This is a genomic window from Flavobacterium sp. MDT1-60 (genome assembly GCF_014844035.1).
In the GTDB taxonomy this organism is placed as follows: domain Bacteria; phylum Bacteroidota; class Bacteroidia; order Flavobacteriales; family Flavobacteriaceae; genus Flavobacterium.
This window is the reverse complement of sequence record NZ_CP062159.1, coordinates 1,003,678-1,022,283: the sequence shown is the minus strand read 5'-3', so window position 1 is coordinate 1,022,283 and position 18,606 is coordinate 1,003,678. Positions and strand designations below refer to the sequence as shown.

The following is an 18,606-nucleotide window of genomic DNA, read 5'->3' as shown; positions in this document are numbered from 1 at the left end:
TAATAATTAGATAATTTTAGATGATTAACAAATTGCAAATCAATCTAAAATCTAATCTAAAATCTAAATTTTTATGATGGATCTACTAAGAATAAAGGTTGATCAAATTCTACTGGAGACATATCGTCAACAAGAATTTTTACAATTTTACCTGAAACTTCTGATTCGATTTCGTTGAATAATTTCATTGCTTCAATTACACAAAGAACATCTCCTTTTGAGATAACACTTCCAACTTCGGTAAAAACTGGTTTGTCTGGAGACGGTTTTCTATAAAAAGTACCAATGATTGGCGATTTTATAGTGATAAATTTCGAATCTTCAGCCGGAACAGATGCTTCACTAGTTACATTAACAACAGCCGGAGCAGTTTGCTGAGGAGCAACAGCCTGTGGCAATGCTTGCTGGGTTGGTAATTGTTGTACATAAGTAGTTTCAGTCACGTTTCCTTCTAAAGTTGTTCTGATAGTGATTTTTACATCATCCATTTCCAGTTTTACTTCTGCAACTCCCGAATTTGCTACAAATTTGATTAGGTTTTGAATTTCTTTTAAATCCATAATGATTCGTTTTTAGTTTTAATTTATTTTGTATCGTAAGCCCATTTCAGGTAAATAGATCCCCAAGTGAATCCACCACCAAAAGCGGCTAAAATAATATTATCTCCTTTTTTGAATTGGTGTTCAAAATCGCTTAATACTAATGGCAAAGTTGCTGAAGTTGTATTACCATATTTTTCAATATTCATCAATACTTTTGAATCTTCAAGGTTCATTCTGCTTGCAGTAGCATCAATAATACGCTTATTTGCCTGATGTGGCACTAACCAGTCAACATCTTCATTAGTCAAATTGTTTCTTTTAACAATCAATTCGCTAGCGTCAGCCATATTAGTTACAGCATATTTAAAAACGGTTTTCCCGTCCTGAATAATATTGTGTTGTCTGTTTTTAACGGTCTCTTCTGTAGTTGGAATTAGAGAACCTCCGGCAGAAATTTTAAGAAAATCACGTCCTACACCATCGCTTCGTAAATACTCATCTTGCAAACCTAAGCCTTCATAATTTGGTTCGAATAAAACAGCACCTGCTCCATCTCCAAAAATAATACAAGTAGATCTGTCTGTGTAATCTACAATTGATGACATTTTATCGGCACCAATTAATAAAACTTTTTTGTAACGTCCTGACTGTATATAAGCTGCAGCAGTTGACATTCCGTATAAGAAACTTGAGCATGCTGCCTGCAAATCGTATGCAAATGCATTAGTAGCTCCAATTTCTGTTGCAACATAAACTCCTGTAGAGGCTACCGGCATATCGGCAGTAGCTGTTGCCATTATTACCATATCAATCTCTAACGGATCAATATTAGCTTTTGCTATTAAATCCTGTGCTGCTTTTATGGCAAGAAACGATGTTCCTTTATCAGCATCTTTAAGAATTCTTCGTTCTTTAATTCCGGTACGAGTAGTGATCCATTCGTCATTAGTATCGACCATTGTTTCCAATACTTTATTTGAAAGTATATAGTCAGGAACATAGGCTCCAACAGCGGTAATTGCGGCTGTGATTGTATTCATTATATTTTATTATTTCTTTTCAAATACAGGATATTTGAAAAATTTTTAAAAGACTTGAAAATTACAAAAAAAAACGAAATTAATTTGTAGATAATTTCTTAAAAAAAGAAAATTATAACCAACAAAAAAAACTCTCACTATGTGAGAGTTCTAGTATAATTTACAAAAACGTATTAAGCAACCGCTACAGATTTATCGATAACAACTTGCCCTCTGTAATACATTTTACCTTCATGCCAGTAAGCTCTGTGGTATAAATGTGCTTCTCCAGTAATAGGACATGTAGCGATTTGAGCTACAGTAGCTTTATAATGTGTTCTTCTCTTATCTCTTCTTGTTTTCGAGATTTTTCTCTTAGGATGTGCCATTTTACTATATTATTTATCCGTTAATAGTTGCTTTAATTTGTCCCAACGCGGGTCAATATCTTCTTCTTTTTTACTCTCTTTTTTCTCTTCTTTGACTTCTTTTACAGTCAGTTCATTCAGTTTTTTTAAGGCTTCAGTTTGCAAACTTCCGTCTTTAACTCCCGGATGAACTCGTTTTAGCGGTACTGAAAGAGCAATCATTTCATAAATGTATTGTGCAACATCTAATTCATGCTCTCCGTGCGGCAAGATTAACAACTCTTCATTATCGTTGTTAAATTCATCTCCAAAACGAACAATTAATTTCATTTTCCCTTTTATAGGAAGATCAAAATCTTCGCCTGTTAGATCACAAGGCACATTTACAGTTCCTTTGTGTTTGAATTCCAACTCTAACATGTTGCTCTTCTTATCTAAAACCAAACTCACTTTGATATCCGAACTTTGAAATTCGTCGTAATCAAAGTTCTCAAAGAACGTGTTACTTATTTGATACTCAAAATGGTGTTTTCCCAGCTTTAATCCCATAAAAGGAATTAAAAATTCTTTTGATTTGCTCATCTTAACATCAATTTGACCAATCGGCATCTAAAACTCAGATACCTGAATTGGGGTGCAAAGATATAAAATTATTATAAAACTAATAATCTTATTCACCTTTTTTTGTTTATAACTGTTTTTCTTTTATTTTAAGAGGTTTTTGGCTAATCTCCTCATACTGATTACGCGAACGATAAATGTCAATCGCGAGATAAACTGCCTCTTTAAATGAATTGAAATCTGCCATGTCTTTTCCAGCAATATCGTATGCTGTACCATGATCTGGTGATGTTCTTATTTTATTTAAACCTGCTGTATAATTTACTCCTTTTCCAAAAGACAATGTTTTAAACGGAATCAATCCCTGATCATGATATGTCGCTACAATAGCATCATATTTCTCATATTGACCGCTTCCAAAAAAGCCATCAGCAGGAAAAGGACCAAAAACCATCGTTCCGGCTTCAAATATTTTCCTTAAAGCTGGCTTCAAAACCAAATCATCTTCTTTCCCTATAACTCCTCCATCACCTGCATGTGGATTTAATCCTAATACAGCAATTTTCGGTTTTACAATACTAAAATCCTGAATCAAAGATTTTCTGACTGTTTCGATTTTTCTTGTAATTAATTCTTCTGTCAAATGAGACGAAACTTCATTTAGCGGCACATGATCTGTCAGTAAACCCACTCTTAAATTATCCTGAACCATCATCATCAAGGCATTACCTTCTAATTCCTGGTCTAAATAATCAGTATGTCCCGGAAATTTAAATTCCTCTGATTGGATATTGTACTTATTGATAGGGGCGGTAACCAAAACATCAATTTCACCTTCCTTCAAGGCTTTGGTTGCTGCAACAAAAGACTTAATTGCATATTCTCCAATTTTCTCGTCGTTTGTTCCCAAATTAATATCAACACCTTCTTTCCAAAGATTTAAGACATTAACTTTCCCAGGCAAAACCTGATCTAATTTATCTACACCATGAAACTGAATTGTTGACGTGATACTTTTTTTAACAAATGAAAGTATTTTAGCGTTTGCAAAAATAACCGGCGTGCACATTTCTAACATGCGAGAATCTTCGAATGTTTTAAGTATAACTTCGCTTCCAATACCGTTTAAATCTCCAACTGAAATTCCAACAATTATATTTTCTGCTTTTTTATTCATGAGCTCAGATTATTTATTACTAATTTTGATGTGCAAATTTAGTAAAATAAAACAACAATGTTTACAGGAATTATAGAAACCCTTGGAAGGATTCACGAAATACAAAAAGACAAAAACAATCTCCACATCACAGTCGACTCCTCCATTACAAATGAGTTAAAGATTGATCAAAGCGTTTCTCACAACGGAATCTGCCTGACAGTCGTAGCAATAAAAGATTCATATTATACCGTTACCGCTATTGATGAAACTATTTTAAAAACAAATATTGGAGACTGGAAAACAGGTGATATCGTAAATCTGGAAAGAGGAATGAAACTTGGAGATCGTCTTGACGGACATATTGTACAAGGCCATGTAGACCAAACTGGAACCTGCATTAAAATTGAAGAAGCAAACGGAAGCTGGAATTACACTTTTGAATACGACAAAAACCTTAACAACATTACAATAGAAAAAGGCTCCATAACTGTAAACGGTGTTAGCTTAACTGTTGTAAATTCTAAAACAAATGAATTTAGTGTATCGATTATACCTTATACTTTTGAAAATACTAATTTCAAAAACTTTAAAGTTGGTACGAAAATAAATTTAGAATTTGATGTTGTAGGCAAATACATTTCAAGATTGTATTCTATCAACAAATAGAAGCGAAATGATTCATAAAAAAGCTTCAGTTTATACTGAAGCTTTTTTTATTTTATTTTTATATATAACAACCATCCCTAATAGTAAGGCAGCTATTATTAAAACCAAAAGATAACTATCAATAGGACCTCCAGGTGGTTCGAGTGGTGGACCTGCATCAGCAGGCTGGGAAGGTTGCGCAAATAAACCACAGATATTAATTAATATCAAAAAAACTGTAAAATAAACTGTCTTTATTACTTTCATAAGTTTAGCATGCTAAAAACAAGCACAGTATTTAAATTAGACTTGGGGTCTTAGAAATTTCTCACAAAAAACAAGTTTTCTGCTATAATTCTGAAGCAAATGTAGAAGTTTTTACCAAAATTACAACCTAAATCACAAAAAAAAGCTTCATAAAATTTTTATGAAGCTTTTTTACTACGTGGTCCCACCTGGGCTCGAACCAGGGACCACCTGATTATGAGTCAGGTGCTCTAACCAGCTGAGCTATAGGACCGGTTTGAGGATGCAATATTACTACTATTTTTTATTCACTGCAAATATTTTAAGATATGATTTCTATTTAATTTCAAATTGCAACACCTCTATTTCTAAACGCAATTGATTTTCAATGTATTATTTCTTAATTAGTAAATGAGAAATTTTACTTTATTTCCTGACAAAGCTCCACTAAAACCCCGTTTGTATTTTTTGGATGCAAAAAAACCACCAATTTATTGTCAGCACCCTTCTTCGGAACTTCATTTATCAATATAAAACCTTCACTTTTTAAACGTTCTATTTCCGCATAAATATCTTCAACATCAAAAGCGATGTGATGAATTCCTTCTCCTTTTTTTTCTAAAAACTTAGCTATTGGACTTTCTGGATTAGTTGCCATTAAAAGCTCAATTTTATTTGATCCTGTTTGAAAGAAAGAGGTCAAAACACCTTCGCTTTCTACCTCTTCTTCTTTATATGATGGAACTCCCAGTAATTTTTCGAACAATACATTCGCATCATCCATGTTTTTAACTGCTATTCCTATATGTTCAATTTTATTTACCATCTTCTTAATTTTACAATACAAATACTGTTACAACTATTGATTTATATACGTTTTAAAATAACCACATTCCGCAATAACATCCTGATAATATTTTGTATCCGAATAATCCTTTTTTAAAGCCTTGAATCCGTTCCAGGCAATAAAATTAATTTTATCATCTTCAACACTCCACCAATTGGTTACATTATTATATTTATTATTATAATAGTCATTACGCTCGCATTTTGACAATAAATACACACATTTCACCTTTTGCTCTTTTGTAGTAGCCGCCTCAAATGCCTTTTGATAATACATTTTAGGCAGATCGCAATTCGTAATCATTTTTTTCATCGAATCTCTAAACGAATACGGACTTGAACCATAACCTACAATACTAATTTCATAAAAAGTTCTGCCGTTTCCAAAATGGGTAATATTATAAAATGCATTTCCTAACAGTAAACTATTTGCATATACATCTTCTTTTTGAGCCAATTTATCCTGCATCGATTTTATTGTACTTAAAAACTCAATTTGAGAATACTTCTTCTTTTGATAGGCTGCATGTTCACAATCATGACAATCTTTTATATTTCCGTTAAACGGGTTTCCTAAGAAATTATAATATTGAACCGAATCTGTTTCTTTAATAAATGCAATTGCTTCAGGTATTTTATTTTTGAAAGTCGCCTGAACCGCCTGGAAATTATTGATGTCCTTTAACTTCAAACTGTAAATGCCGGCACCAATTTTTTCTATTTCAGTTTTATTGTTCTTACTTAAAAAAGATTTCATGGCTAAAAGATTTTTTTCATTATCATAAAATGCATTTCCGTCATTCCAGTAGCTATAACGCGATTCTCCAAATATCTCCGTCATAACTGAATTACCATTTGCTTTATAAAGTGCTGCTAAATAACTTCTGCTCCATGAAGAAGCATTTTGATAGCGAAATTCCCCTCCTTTATATGTTTTAGGAAGTTCCTGATATAACCAATTCAAATCAGCCAGAATTGTTTGTTCATTTTTATCGGTTAGCTTATCAATTTTGCTCATATTATTCACAAAACGAAGTAATCTTAACTGATATTTCGCCAATTCTGTTTTAGGCATTATTTTCTCCGCTTTGTCAAAATTAGTATCAGCATTGATATAATCGGCTTTTAGTGTTTGCAAATATCCTAAAGCAATATTCCACAAATATGGTTTTTCAACATTTCCTGCAGTGCTAATCTTCGAAACTAATTCAAAAGCTTTTTTATCAATTTTACTTTTGTTTATTTCTTTATTTTCAGCAACCGAAAGCTTTTTTGCCGGTATATTTTCTTTTGCACTTTCTTCAAATGAATTATTTATATTCTGCTCCTGTTTGTTTACTAATCTGGTAAGCAGATAATTCAGATGTTCGCTTTTAGGATCTAATGTATAAATTTTGTCAATGGCTTGTACCTCATCTTTGTAATAACCATGAATCGCCCAAAGTGCCGCTTTTTCTTTATTGTCTTTTGTCATCGCTAATGACTTATTCCAGTCTGCTTCATTTTGAGGATGAAAGCTATAGGCTGTCACAACTCTCATTTCTGGACATTTATCAAAAACCTGGGCGTATAAATAATTGGATTCCGAATATTTTTTCTGCTGATATTTTATTCCCGCCACATAAGAAAGTGCACGATAATACAATATGTTTTTAGGAACTGATTTTTCAGTTTTATTGAAAAACTCAACTGTTTTTGGTTTATTGCTACTATAGAAATAAGCTTTTGTTGTTAAAAACCAATACCTATTTTTCAGAAATGCATCTGATGTTGTGTTATAAACATTTTCGATTGACTGAATCATTTTCAAGTCATCAAAAGTTTTAGCCACGACCGGATCATAACTCCAATAATCTTCATTGATAGAAACGGTTTCAATCTTTTGCGCCAAATATAAAAACTCAATAAAACTCTTGATTTTAGCTTCTTTTAAATCAATCTTTTTACCCCATTTTAAAGAAGTTGGGTTCGCTTTTTTAGTTTTAAAGAAAACATGAAGATCTGTAATTTCATCTTTATTCTTCGAAATTTTACTTTCACTGGAATATCTTGGCGTAAGATCTCCAATTAAAAAATAACTGACACTTGCCGTGTCCATTTTTGTTTTTAAATAATTTTTCCAATCCGATTTTATATCTTCATTAAATCTTGAATTATGTTGCATATCAAATCCAATTCCGTAAAAAACATCTCCAGACAAAAAAAGTGGCGAATACGACTTATCTGTAAAAGTTTCAGGAGTAAAATTTGAATTATAGCCAAAAAAGTCCCAGTCGTCTCCTCCGCCGCAAGCATAAATTATTCCGTAAACAGCAAATAAAGCTACACTAGAAACAAGAAACAACTTGTTCAAAAATATTCTTTTCATAATTTTTTAAATTGAATTCATCTAAATCGTAAAATATAATTTCCTTCGGGGTATCTGCCAAATTTTCATTTAGTTCCTCTCCCATCATTTTTAAATCTTCTGCAGCAATTGGTTCAATTTTTAGCATATCCCCTTCTTCATAAAAAAATCCATTTTTGTAATTAGACTTTTTTACTTTAAAAAAAATGGAATTAATCTGTTCAAAATTATTATCCTTCTTAAGCTGAGCGACATTCAGTTTAGAACGTAAGCCAATCACTTTTTGATTTCGGATATGAATTGCCCACGAATAAATTGGCAATGCAATATCGAGATGCAGCGGATACTTCTTCAAACTTTTAAGATATTTTTCCGCTATCTGATGGTTGTATATAGAATTTATAGAATCCGGAGCAATAGTTCCCATATTATAATACATCAAAACACCGGAGTCGACATTTGGAATTTTAGTCCTTTTAAAATATTTAACCTGATGCAACCGAATCGTGGCCGAGAGTTTTTTATGAGAAAGCTTTTTAAATCGCTCAATAAATCTCAAATAATTTTCTTTACTGGCCAATGTCCAATCGCAATCAATCTGAATTTCACTACAAACTATATTGTTTTTTACATTAATCTCGTTTACTAAACGAAACGTCTTTTTAGCCAGATCGTCAACATTAATATTTGACTTTAACATGACTTTATTTTGAATAAAAACTACTGGAACAATATCAAATTTACTAACATTCCCCTGAAAATGTATCGGACTAACCGGAATAGGTTCTGTCGTTTTTGGGTTTAAACCAACATCAAAATATCGAATATAAAGTTTCTCAACATTATTATCCTTCAAGACCTCTTTTTCTGTTTCAGATAATTTAAAAACCGTTTTCCAATAATAAAAAGCAATAATGGGCTTATCATTTTTACTGCAGGCGGTTAATAAAAAAACGAAGAAAATCAGAAAAGACTTTTTAATCAAAACGGAGAGAAATTATATTTTTGAACTCAAAAGTAAGAAATTATATCAAATTACTTCTTTAGAATTTAAGAAATAAAGAAAAACGTAAAAGCTCCAAATCCTAATAAATAGATAAAAAATTTCGCTTAAAGCAAATATAATCGTTATTTTGTGCAATCAAATTCAAAAACTGTTATGTTGAAAAACAACTTTAAATATATTCCATTTTTATTGGTATTTTTAATGATGAGCTGTGCCAAAAGAGGTAGCATCACCGGAGGACTAAAAGATACTCTGGCTCCTGTTTTAAAATACAGTAGCCCAAAAAATTTCAGTACCGATTTTAAGGCAAGTGAAATTATTTTGACATTTGATGAATATGTAAAACTTAAAAACACCAATAAGCAATTGATTATTTCGCCGCCCATGAAGCACGAACCAATCATTTTGCCAACCACCGCAAGTAAAGAAATAACCATAAAAATTTTAGACACTTTACAGCCCAACACCACATACAGCATGAATTTTGGGCAAAGTATTGCAGATAATAATGAAGGAAATGCACTTAACCAATTTAAATATGTTTTTTCTACAGGATCTTATATCGATTCACTTTCTATTGGCGGAATAGTAAAAGATGCTTATGAAAAAAATGTAGATAATTTTGTTTCAGTTATGCTCTATGAAGTCAATGACAAATTTAAAGACTCTGTAGTTTACAGGGAATTCCCAAGATATATCACCAATACTTTAGATAGTTTACGAACTTTTAAATTAGAAAATTTAAAGGCGGGAAAATACCTTTTAGTTGCCTTGAAAGATAAAGGAAGTAACAATAAATTTAATCCGAAAGATGACAAAATTGGTTTTATAAAACACTACATTACAGTACCAAATGATACTCTTTTTGAAATAGAACTTTTTAAGGAATCACAACCTTTAAAAGTGCTAAAACCAATACAGGCTTCCGGAAACAGATTATTTCTTCCATACGACAGCAAACAGGATTTTACCAATTCCAAACCTAAAGTAGTCCTTAAAAACAAAGATGAAATTCTGGAGTCTATTGTAACAAGATATCCCAAAAAAGATTCATTGCAAGTTTGGTACAAACCTATAAAAGTCGACTCTTTATCTATGGAAGTTAGTAATGAGAATTACAATAAGAAATTTACATTTAAGATTAAAGACCAGAAAAAAGACACTTTAAATATCACTGCAACACAAAGTGGTGTTCTTAATTTCAGAGACCGATTTACATTAGAATCAGCTACGCCTTTGGTAAAGTTTGACAAATCAAAAATCAAGCTGACGAATAAAGATTCGGTCGCAGTTGATTTTACTACCGCATACGATGAATTCGACCAAAAACTACATGTTGATTTCAAGAAAGAACCTTTGGAAAAATATAAATTTACTTTTCTGCCAGGTGCTTTAACGGACTTTTACGATAAAACCAACGACACTTTATCTTATAAATTAACCACGAAGGAATATGCTGATTATGGTAATTTGGTTTTGAATTTAAAAAATGTAAAACGTTTCCCCATTATTGTTGAAATAACCAATAAAAAAGGAGATGTTGTCCTTGCCAGTCAATATTCTGAAGGACAAACCAAACTCACCTTTGATTTAGTTGAGCCCAATGCATTTACACTTCGAATAACGTACGACGACAATAAAAATAAAATTTATGATTCCGGGAATTTCCTAAAGAAAACCTATGCCGAAGAAGTATTTTATTATCAAAAAGAAATTGACGTTCGAACGAATTGGGATGTCGATGAAACTATTGACATGAGCATTCCTTATAATCCAGAACTGGAGAAAAAAGAAGACAACAAAAAGAAAAAGGATGCAGTAAAAAAGAGCAAAGCCTTTTAGACTTTAACTTCAAAAAAAATGGATAACGATTTAGTAGTGAAGGAAAGCTGGCTTAAACGAAATTGGAAATGGTCAGTTCCGACAACTATTGTATTTATTTTTATTCCTGCTCTTTTATTGACTTCAAATTCACAAGAAAACATAACTGATATCGTTCGGGCTTATTCAGACAATTCTCTCTATGAAAAAGCGATCGAGAAGGCTAATTCCAATAAAAGAATATTACAAACTGTTGGCATAATTCAACCAATAGATAAATTAGCCATCTTAGAAGGAAATGCTGTTTACACCAATAGCAATAATTCAGTTGAATTATCTATTAGAATTAAAGGCACTAAGGGGAATGGGAAATTAGATATTTCTGCTGATAAAATTGGAACAGCATGGAAATACAAAAAAATTATTGTCCGAAATAAAAACTCAAAAGAAGAGATTGTTATTCTGAATAAATTTTAAATATTGATTTCAAAAATATCTCGATCACTCAAAAAATCAAACTTTTTTCGCGTTTCCAACATTACATTTTTATTTAATTCAACAATAAAAACGCCTTCTGTTTCTTGGGGTTCCAGAATATAATTTCCTAAAAAATCAACCACTTGCGAATGTCCGATATGTTCATAATTGTGGGCATCCAAACCAATTCTGTTCACACCAACTACATAGCTTAGATTTTCAACAGCTCGTGCTTTTAATAAAATATCCCAGGCATTTGTTCGCACTTTTGGCCAATTAGCCACGTATAAAAGCAGATCATAATTCTCGACGTTTCTGGCAAAAACCGGAAATCTCAAATCATAGCAAACCTGCAGGCAAATTTTCCAGCCTAAATAATCAACTATTACTTTTTCTGTTCCGGCCGTATATGTTTTGTCTTCGCCCGCAAGCGTAAACAAATGTCTTTTATTATAATGTTGAATTTCTCCTGACGGAAAAACAAACAACATCCGATTATAATACTGATTATTTTCAGCGATAATCAAACTTCCTGTCACAGCACAATTTTTCTGTTTTGCAAGCGATTTCATCCACAGAATTGTTTCACCATTCATAGCCTCAGCCATTGCTAAAGCATTCATAGTAAATCCGGTAGAAAACATCTCAGGCAAAACAATCAAATTAACTTCTGAATCGATTTGACTGATCTTCGATTCGAAGTTATTCCTGTTTTTTAAAGCGTCTTCCCAATAAAGATCTGATTGAATAAGTGCGATTTTCATCTTTCAAAAATACGAATTTTAAGATAAAAACTATTTTTTTCATAAAAATCACTTTCTGCAAAAAATTCTCAAAACACCTCGGAAAACTCCAGCTCTTTTAGAATTTAAAAACACTTCAGATAAAAACATTGCAAAAAAAATGCAATTTGTGCAAAAAAAATGCAGATGTAAAAAATTAATATTTATATTTGATCGCCAATAAAAACCAAAATAAAACATGAAAACCAAAGTATTATGAAAACAAAGCTAATTTTATTAGTATTTATTGGGGGGGTCATCTTCTCAGCAAATGCAAAAGAGGTTGCAATAAAAAAGCACCTTTTTGAACAAAAAAGCAACCAAGTTGAAATCACGGGTCAAGTTTTAGGTCAGGATGACGGAATGCCAATTGCCGGAGCTACTATTTATGCCGAAAGCAATAGTAAACTAGCAACAATATCTGATGAAAACGGAAAATTTAAATTAACTGTTCCAGAAAACGAAGCCCACGTTATTGTAACCTACATGGGCTACGAAACTTTATCTTTTGCTTTAATTAAAACTACTGATTTAGTCATTAGATTAAAGTCTGCTGAGAATGTTTTGGACCAAGTTGTAGTAACCGCCCTTGGTGTTAAAAAAAGCAGCAAAGCGATTGCCTACGCAGTAACAGAACTTAAAGGAACTGAATTTACTAAAGCCAAAGAAACCAATATCGCGAACGCCTTAGTTGGTAAAATTGCAGGTGTAAACGTAAGCAGTACCGCAACGGGACCTAACGGATCAACCAGAGTTGTTATTCGTGGAAACGGTTCCTTAAACGGAAATAACCAACCTATGTACGTGGTGAATGATTTACCAATTGACAATACCCAGCTTAACCTTCCGGGAATTGGAAATGGCGCAGGTTCTACCAGAATTAATGTTGACAGAGGTGATGGGACATCAGTTATAAATGCTGATGACATTAAAACCATCACGGTCTTAAAAGGAGGAACTGCTGCTGCATTGTACGGTGCAAATGCCGCGAATGGTGTCATTTTAATTCAAACCAAAAGAGGGGCGGCGCAAAAAGGAATTGGAGTAGAATACAATACTTCATTTACGTTCGAAACACCATCGATCATACCAGATTGGCAGTATGAATACGGTTCCGGAGCACTTGGAAAAAAACCAACGACACAAGCAGAAGCAATAGCGGATGGCCGTTGGTCCTGGGGAGCCAAAATGGACGGAACAGCTGTTGTTCAGTTTGATGGAGTTGCGAGACCATATGTTGCACAAAAAAACAATATCAAAAATTTCTACGATACCGGAACAACTTTTATTAATTCGATAGCATTAGCTGGCGGAAGTGAAAAAGCTACAGGACGTCTTTCGTTTTCAAACATGGATAATGAAGGTGTTGTACCTAATTCTGACTTCAATCGCAAAAGTGTTAATATTGCGAGTGATGTTAATTTAACCAATTGGTTAAAATTTGATGTTGTTGCTCAATACAATATCGAAAAATCAAACAACAGAACAACAGTTTCAGATGCTGAAGCCAATCCAAACTGGGCAACTTATATGATTGCAAACACCGTTGACATTAGAAATTTGTCTCCTGGTTATGATGAAAATGGAATTGAAGAAGCCTGGAATCCCGTTGCCGTGGCAACAAATCCGTATTACACGATTAATAAAATCAAAAACAGCGACACTAAAAACCGTTTTATCGGAATGTTGAATGTGAAACTGAATTTTACACCCGAATTATTTCTTCAGGGAAGAATTGGACAGGATTTTACTAATTATGAATTCTTCGGATACATTCCAAAAACAACTTTAAATAATCCGGTTGGATATGCACAAGGTTCAAGAATGAAAATTTCTAACCTGAATTCTGAGGCAATTCTTAATTACACTAAGAAAAACATCTATGACAATTTCTCTTTAAATGCTTTAATTGGAGTTAACTCTCGTACCAATTTAAGAGACGAAATCAGAGTCGAAGGTTCTAATTTTGTACTGGATGATTTTTATGCTCTGAGCAATCTTTCGACACTAACGTATAGTTATCCTTATGGAAAAACGAAAACAAATTCAGTTTACGGCGCAGCAGATTTTGATTATAAAAACATAGTGTTTTTAAACGTAACGGGACGTCAGGATTGGTTCTCAACACTTTCAAAAGACAACAATACCGTATTCTATCCTTCAGTTGGAACAAGTATAATCCTTTCGGATATCGTAACAATGCCAGACTGGATTTCATTTACAAAACTTAGATCTTCATGGGCCCAGGTTGGGGGCGCGACACCCGATCCTTATGCACTGAATCAATCTTATTCTATGATTCAGGGCGGACATAATGGCCAGCAATTACAAGGACCAACCAGTTCAAGAGTTCCAAATTCTACTTTAAGTCCGTTAACATCAACAACGTTTGAAGTTGGAGCTGATTTAGGCTTTTTTCACAATCGTTTAAACCTTGATTTTGCCTGGTACAACCGTGCTACAACAAATGACATTGTTGAAACTACAATTTCAAATGCTTCAGGAGCCAGTACTGCTTTATTGAATCTTGGAAAAATGAGAAATAAAGGAGTTGAATTCTTACTTAGCGGTAAAATTATTAATTCGAAAGATTTTTCATGGGATGCAAGTTTCAACGGATCTTATAATGAAAACACAGTTGAAGCATTGACAGATCAGCTAACATCCATTACCATGGCGACTTCTGTAAACGGATATGTAACCATTACAAGTGATGTTGGTCGTCCGTACAGTATCATTAAAGGATATAAACCACGTAAAGATGCGAACGGAAATACAGTTTATAATGTAAGCGGTGGTTCTGCAACTATTGCGCAAGGTCCACTTGAAGAATTAGGTCAGGGTGTTCATCCATGGGCAGCCGGATTTAGCAATGAATTCAAATACAAAGACATCTCATTTAGTTTTTTAATTGATGGAAAATTTGGAGGTAGTTTATATTCCGGAACTGATTTATACGGAACACGTATGGGATTAACAAAATTGACTTTGGAAGGACGTGAAAGCGGATTACCAATTAAAGGTGTTGACACGAACGGAAATCCGGTTGATATGGTAATTGCACCAGAAAACTTAAGAACTTACTATGATGGTTTAAGAAATATATCCTCAACATTTATTTATGATGCCAGTTTCATAAAACTAAGACAAGTAATTCTTGGTTATCAATTGCCACTTGAAAAAATCAAAGGTTTATCTAAACTTCAGGGAGCTTCTGTTTCATTTGTTGCAAGAAACTTATTCATTCTTTACAAGAAAACACCAAACGTAGATCCGGAATCTGTTTTTAGTGCCGGAAATGCCCAAGGTGTGGAACAATTTGGAGTACCAAAAACCAGAAGTTTCGGTTTAAGTTTAAATGTAAAATTCTAAAATTAAAGACATGAAAAAGATAACCACTTTATATATAACAGGCCTACTTTTAGGAAGTATGACGTCCTGTACCAAGGATTTTGAAGAAATCAATACTAATCCAAATGTAGTTGAAAAACCAAATCCGAATTATATTTTCAGCAAAGCACAACTAGACGGTTTAAACAATAATTATTTTTTTACCAACATTCTTGAATGTGGCGGAATGTTACAACATTATGCTACTTATAAAGAAGCTTCCGGTGTAGGAGACAAATATTTAAGCAACGAAGTTTATTATTCTGCTTATTTTAATCAGGTTTATCCATTAGCACTAAATGAAACAGAAATTGTAATTAATGCAGTAAAAAGCAATCCAAACGATAGCAACAAACTAAATATTGCCAGAATTTGGAAAGCGTATTTGTACCACAGAATTACAGATTTGTACGGAGACATTCCATATTCTGAAGCAGCAAAAGCAAATAGTGAGCAAATCTTTCTTCCCAAATATGATGCTCAGGAATCCATCTACAAAGATTTATTAAAAGAACTTGACGAAGCGGCTACAGCATTAGATGCTACAAAACCAAGTTTCGGCGGAGCTGATTTTATTTACAACGGCGATGTGGCAAAATGGAAAAAATTCTCGTACTCATTAATGCTTCGCTTAGGATTGCGATTGACTAAAGTTGATCCAGCCCTGGCTAAAACCTGGGTTACCAAAGCTATTGCCGGTGGTGTAATTTTAAATGGAACAGATAATGCCATTATGAAATACACGGATGGTCCAAATGATTTCAACAGAAACCCTGTTGGTTTTGATGCGAGAAGACAAGATTTCACAGCAGGATCTTTCGGTCAGAAAAATGTTGAAGGAGGAAAACTGGCTAAAACTTTTATTGATTTATTAAAAGCAACTGCAGATCCAAGAATTAGTGTTTATGCCGGAGTTTGGCAGGGAACAGTGCAAAATACAACACTTGCCGTGCAAAAGGGTTTCCCGAACGGAACTAAAACCGCGCCAACAGCTGTTGAACAAGCTACTTATTCTGAACCTAATCAAAGTACTGTTTTCAAATACGATGCGCCATTAGTACTTATAAGTAATGCGGAAACCAATTTATATTTGGCAGAAGCCGCAGCAAGAGGTTGGTACACCACAGAAACGGACAAAGATTTATACGAAAAAGGAGTAAAAGCATCTTTCTTAAATATGGGAATTTACGGTGCAACTTATGCCATTACAGACGCAACACCTTATTTAACAGCAAATCCATTTAATAGTGCAGGATCATTTGAAGCAAAGATGAATCAGATTCATACTCAAATTTATGTGGCCCTATTTGTAGATGAACAAGAAATTTATGCCAATTGGAGGAGAACTGGCTACCCGGTTTTGGTTCCGGTAAACTTTCCCGGAAATGTTACAAACGGCACGATCCCAAGACGACTCAAATATTCAACGAGCGAATATTCTGTAAATTCAACTAACTTAGCAGAAGCGGTTAAGCGTCAGGGAGAAGACACTTTTACAACTAAAATCTGGTGGGATAAATAATAATACAAAGAAATAAATGAGCATTTTAATTCTTACGGCATGCATTGCGTTTTTAATCATTCAGATAGGTTGGCTTAAAATCAATCCGTTTATTACCTTTATCATAACAGCTTTATTAGCAGGTCTTTTTTTAGGCCTGCCAGTAAATACTTTGTCACAAACAGTTCAAAAAGGTTTGGGCGAAATGTTAGGATCTATCACTTTGATTATTGTTTTCGGAACCTGTATCGGTAAACTTACTGTTTCATCAGGAGCTGCCAATGTCATTGCCAAAACTGTTATGGGATGGACAGGCAAAAAATACGTTCGCTTAGGATTAATGATTACCGGATTTATTGTCGGGATACCGCTTTTTTATAGTGTTGGATTTGTTTTGTTAGTACCTCTAATCTTTTCAGTAGCCCATCAATTTAAACTTTCAAAAGTATATCTGGGAATTCCAATGCTGGCGTCGCTTTCAGTAGCACACGGTTTTTTGCCCCCACATCCGTCTCCAATGGCGTTAAGCAGTATTTTGAATGCTGATATCGGACTTGTTTTAGTTTACGGAATTATCATCGCCATTCCGACCATTTTTATCGCAGGTTTATTGTTTTCGAATTTACTTAAAAACATTAGATCCGAATCTGATCATGAAATCCTAAATGTCGAAGAAGTTGTAAATACAGGAAAGCAACCCAGTTTCGCACTTAGTTTATTCTCTGCTTTATTTCCTGTTTTCGGATTAACAATAACTTCAATTCTACCTTTACTTTCAGACAATGAGACACTCCTAAACATTTGCAAAACAATTGGTGAACCAAGTATGATTATGCTGATTTCGTTACTTATTTGCACCTACACTTTAGGTGTCAGAATGAACCGAAGCATCCCATCCGTAATGGATGATTATGCTGTTGCCATAAAAGATATCGCTTTAATTGTTTTGATTATTGGCGGTGCCGGAGCTTTGAAAGAAGTGATGATGGTTAGTGGTGTAAACGAAACTATTGTATCGACCTTAAGCCAAACAAATATTCATCCGTATTTATTGGCCTGGATGATGGCAGCTATTATTCGTGTTTGTGTGGGTTCTGCAACAGCTGCCGGTCTAATGACTGCCAGCGTTTTACTTCCTTTACTACAATCTAACAACCTAGACCCAAATCTATTAGTTTTATCCGTTGGTGCCGGAAGCTTAATGTGCTCACATGTAAATGACCCGGGCTTTTGGATGTTCAAGGAATATTTCAATGTCAGCCTGAAAGATACTTTTAAATCATGGACCGTAATGGAATCCTTAGTATCTGTTTTAGGAATTGTTTTCGTTTTTATTTTAAACTCTATAATACATTAATATCATGAATTTATTACCTCAGGAAAAATTTGAAACCCTTGGCTTAAACTTACCGCCAGCACCTCAACCTCTTGGTATATACAAACCTTATTTAGTCGACGGAAAATATCTATACCTCTCAGGTCACGGACCAGTTCGTGATGATAAATCTTTAATTATTGGAAGAATTGGTGACGATATTGATATTGAAGAAGGAAAATTGGCCGCAAGACAGGTTGGCTTAACCATGCTTTCGACAATTGTAACCAACTTTGGAAGCCTCAACAAAGTAAAAAGGGTTATAAAAGTATTGGGAATGGTCAATTGCAATGGTGATTTCCTTAGACATCCATATGTTATCAACGGCTGCAGTGAATTATTCGCCGAAGTGTGGGGACAAGAAAACGGAATTGGTGTAAGAAGCGCGGTAGGAATGGGATCTTTACCAGACAATATTCCTGTTGAAGTTGAAGCTGTTTTCGAATTATATTAAAAAAGATATACCACAGATTAAATGATTTAAAAGGATTATTTTTTGTTTGTCATGAATTATTTTTCAC

General features: G+C 33.7%; 17 protein-coding genes and 1 tRNA gene. 7 read left to right on the top strand and 11 right to left on the bottom strand.

Going from position 1 to position 18,606, the window contains the following annotated elements; all coding sequences use genetic code 11:
* Positions 1-71: 71 nt before the first annotated feature.
* The 5 genes from accB to pdxA form a co-directional block, all read right to left on the bottom strand.
* Complete coding sequence (accB, locus tag IHE43_RS04200) at positions 72-560, bottom strand: acetyl-CoA carboxylase biotin carboxyl carrier protein (RefSeq protein ID WP_192186826.1); 489 nt, start codon at positions 558-560, stop codon at positions 72-74.
* Positions 561-583: 23 nt separating this feature from the next.
* Positions 584-1,582, bottom strand: a complete 999-nt coding sequence (locus IHE43_RS04195; RefSeq protein WP_192186825.1) for a beta-ketoacyl-ACP synthase III — start codon at positions 1,580-1,582, stop codon at positions 584-586.
* Between the two features lie 173 nt (positions 1,583-1,755).
* Positions 1,756-1,950, bottom strand: a complete 195-nt coding sequence (gene rpmF, locus IHE43_RS04190) for a 50S ribosomal protein L32 (RefSeq protein WP_007137315.1) — start codon at positions 1,948-1,950, stop codon at positions 1,756-1,758.
* Between the two features lie 9 nt (positions 1,951-1,959).
* Positions 1,960-2,511, bottom strand: coding sequence for a DUF177 domain-containing protein (locus tag IHE43_RS04185; protein WP_192186824.1), 552 nt, complete (start codon positions 2,509-2,511; stop codon positions 1,960-1,962).
* Between the two features lie 106 nt (positions 2,512-2,617).
* On the bottom strand, positions 2,618-3,667 hold the full coding sequence (pdxA, locus tag IHE43_RS04180) for a 4-hydroxythreonine-4-phosphate dehydrogenase PdxA (protein ID WP_192186823.1): 1,050 nt from the start codon (positions 3,665-3,667) through the stop codon (positions 2,618-2,620).
* A gap of 57 nt (positions 3,668-3,724) precedes the next feature.
* On the opposite strand from pdxA, the gene IHE43_RS04175 reads away from it, so the two are divergent.
* Positions 3,725-4,315: a riboflavin synthase gene (locus tag IHE43_RS04175; RefSeq protein WP_192186822.1), complete on the top strand. Its 591-nt coding sequence runs from the start codon at positions 3,725-3,727 to the stop codon at positions 4,313-4,315.
* Between the two features lie 30 nt (positions 4,316-4,345).
* Here IHE43_RS04175 and IHE43_RS04170 read toward each other — a convergent pair whose 3' ends face one another.
* The 5 genes from IHE43_RS04170 to IHE43_RS04150 all read right to left on the bottom strand — a co-directional run bounded on the left by IHE43_RS04170 (position 4,346) and on the right by IHE43_RS04150 (position 8,718).
* Entirely contained in the window at positions 4,346-4,561 is a 216-nt protein-coding gene (locus IHE43_RS04170; RefSeq protein ID WP_192186821.1) for a hypothetical protein, read from the bottom strand.
* 179 nt (positions 4,562-4,740) lie between these two features.
* Positions 4,741-4,814 (bottom strand) — tRNA-Ile (locus IHE43_RS04165).
* A gap of 147 nt (positions 4,815-4,961) precedes the next feature.
* Positions 4,962-5,366 (bottom strand): methylmalonyl-CoA epimerase, encoded by a 405-nt coding sequence (gene mce, locus IHE43_RS04160; RefSeq protein ID WP_192186820.1) that lies wholly within the window; start codon positions 5,364-5,366, stop codon positions 4,962-4,964.
* Positions 5,367-5,399: 33 nt separating this feature from the next.
* Positions 5,400-7,754, bottom strand: a complete 2,355-nt coding sequence (locus IHE43_RS04155) for a hypothetical protein (RefSeq protein ID WP_192186819.1) — start codon at positions 7,752-7,754, stop codon at positions 5,400-5,402.
* Entirely contained in the window at positions 7,714-8,718 is a 1,005-nt protein-coding gene (locus IHE43_RS04150) for a hypothetical protein (protein WP_192186818.1), read from the bottom strand. The genes IHE43_RS04155 and IHE43_RS04150 overlap by 41 nt, the downstream gene beginning before the upstream one ends.
* A 174-nt stretch (positions 8,719-8,892) precedes the next feature.
* Here IHE43_RS04150 and IHE43_RS04145 point away from each other — a divergent pair, with 174 nt between their 5' ends.
* Both IHE43_RS04145 and IHE43_RS04140 read left to right on the top strand, forming a co-directional pair.
* Positions 8,893-10,581: an Ig-like domain-containing protein gene (locus IHE43_RS04145; protein ID WP_192186817.1), complete on the top strand. Its 1,689-nt coding sequence runs from the start codon at positions 8,893-8,895 to the stop codon at positions 10,579-10,581.
* A gap of 18 nt (positions 10,582-10,599) precedes the next feature.
* Positions 10,600-11,037, top strand: coding sequence for a cytochrome c oxidase assembly factor Coa1 family protein (locus tag IHE43_RS04140; protein ID WP_192186816.1), 438 nt, complete (start codon positions 10,600-10,602; stop codon positions 11,035-11,037).
* On the opposite strand, the gene IHE43_RS04135 is transcribed toward IHE43_RS04140, so the two are convergent.
* A complete protein-coding gene (locus IHE43_RS04135) occupies positions 11,034-11,801 on the bottom strand; it encodes a nitrilase family protein (protein ID WP_192186815.1) in 768 nt (255 codons plus the stop codon). The genes IHE43_RS04140 and IHE43_RS04135 overlap by 4 nt on opposite strands.
* A 234-nt stretch (positions 11,802-12,035) precedes the next feature.
* Between IHE43_RS04135 and IHE43_RS04130 the strand changes: the two genes are divergently transcribed.
* From IHE43_RS04130 to IHE43_RS04115, 4 genes are read left to right on the top strand one after another with little or no spacing between them, the layout of a single operon-like run.
* Positions 12,036-15,191 carry a SusC/RagA family TonB-linked outer membrane protein gene (locus IHE43_RS04130; RefSeq protein ID WP_192186814.1) on the top strand — a complete coding sequence of 1,052 codons (3,156 nt, stop codon included), beginning with the start codon at positions 12,036-12,038 and terminating at the stop codon, positions 15,189-15,191.
* Positions 15,192-15,201: 10 nt separating this feature from the next.
* A complete protein-coding gene (locus IHE43_RS04125) occupies positions 15,202-16,731 on the top strand; it encodes a SusD/RagB family nutrient-binding outer membrane lipoprotein (protein WP_192186813.1) in 1,530 nt (509 codons plus the stop codon).
* A gap of 16 nt (positions 16,732-16,747) precedes the next feature.
* On the top strand, positions 16,748-18,067 hold the full coding sequence (locus tag IHE43_RS04120) for a GntP family permease (RefSeq protein WP_192186812.1): 1,320 nt from the start codon (positions 16,748-16,750) through the stop codon (positions 18,065-18,067).
* Between the two features lie 4 nt (positions 18,068-18,071).
* Entirely contained in the window at positions 18,072-18,539 is a 468-nt protein-coding gene (locus IHE43_RS04115; RefSeq protein ID WP_192186811.1) for a RidA family protein, read from the top strand.
* Positions 18,540-18,606: the final 67 nt, after the last annotated feature.

Coding starts and splice junctions, on each gene's coding strand:
- accB (WP_192186826.1), bottom strand. CDS start 560: ATGGATTTAAAAGAAATTCAAAACCTAATCAAATTTGTAGCAAATTCG.
- IHE43_RS04195 (WP_192186825.1), bottom strand. CDS start 1,582: ATGAATACAATCACAGCCGCAATTACCGCTGTTGGAGCCTATGTTCCT.
- rpmF (WP_007137315.1), bottom strand. CDS start 1,950: ATGGCACATCCTAAGAGAAAAATCTCGAAAACAAGAAGAGATAAGAGA.
- IHE43_RS04185 (WP_192186824.1), bottom strand. CDS start 2,511: ATGAGCAAATCAAAAGAATTTTTAATTCCTTTTATGGGATTAAAGCTG.
- pdxA (WP_192186823.1), bottom strand. CDS start 3,667: ATGAATAAAAAAGCAGAAAATATAATTGTTGGAATTTCAGTTGGAGAT.
- IHE43_RS04175 (WP_192186822.1), top strand. CDS start 3,725: ATGTTTACAGGAATTATAGAAACCCTTGGAAGGATTCACGAAATACAA.
- IHE43_RS04170 (WP_192186821.1), bottom strand. CDS start 4,561: ATGAAAGTAATAAAGACAGTTTATTTTACAGTTTTTTTGATATTAATT.
- mce (WP_192186820.1), bottom strand. CDS start 5,366: ATGGTAAATAAAATTGAACATATAGGAATAGCAGTTAAAAACATGGAT.
- IHE43_RS04155 (WP_192186819.1), bottom strand. CDS start 7,754: ATGAAAAGAATATTTTTGAACAAGTTGTTTCTTGTTTCTAGTGTAGCT.
- IHE43_RS04145 (WP_192186817.1), top strand. CDS start 8,893: ATGTTGAAAAACAACTTTAAATATATTCCATTTTTATTGGTATTTTTA.
- IHE43_RS04140 (WP_192186816.1), top strand. CDS start 10,600: ATGGATAACGATTTAGTAGTGAAGGAAAGCTGGCTTAAACGAAATTGG.
- IHE43_RS04135 (WP_192186815.1), bottom strand. CDS start 11,801: ATGAAAATCGCACTTATTCAATCAGATCTTTATTGGGAAGACGCTTTA.
- IHE43_RS04130 (WP_192186814.1), top strand. CDS start 12,036: ATGAAAACAAAGCTAATTTTATTAGTATTTATTGGGGGGGTCATCTTC.
- IHE43_RS04125 (WP_192186813.1), top strand. CDS start 15,202: ATGAAAAAGATAACCACTTTATATATAACAGGCCTACTTTTAGGAAGT.
- IHE43_RS04120 (WP_192186812.1), top strand. CDS start 16,748: ATGAGCATTTTAATTCTTACGGCATGCATTGCGTTTTTAATCATTCAG.
- IHE43_RS04115 (WP_192186811.1), top strand. CDS start 18,072: ATGAATTTATTACCTCAGGAAAAATTTGAAACCCTTGGCTTAAACTTA.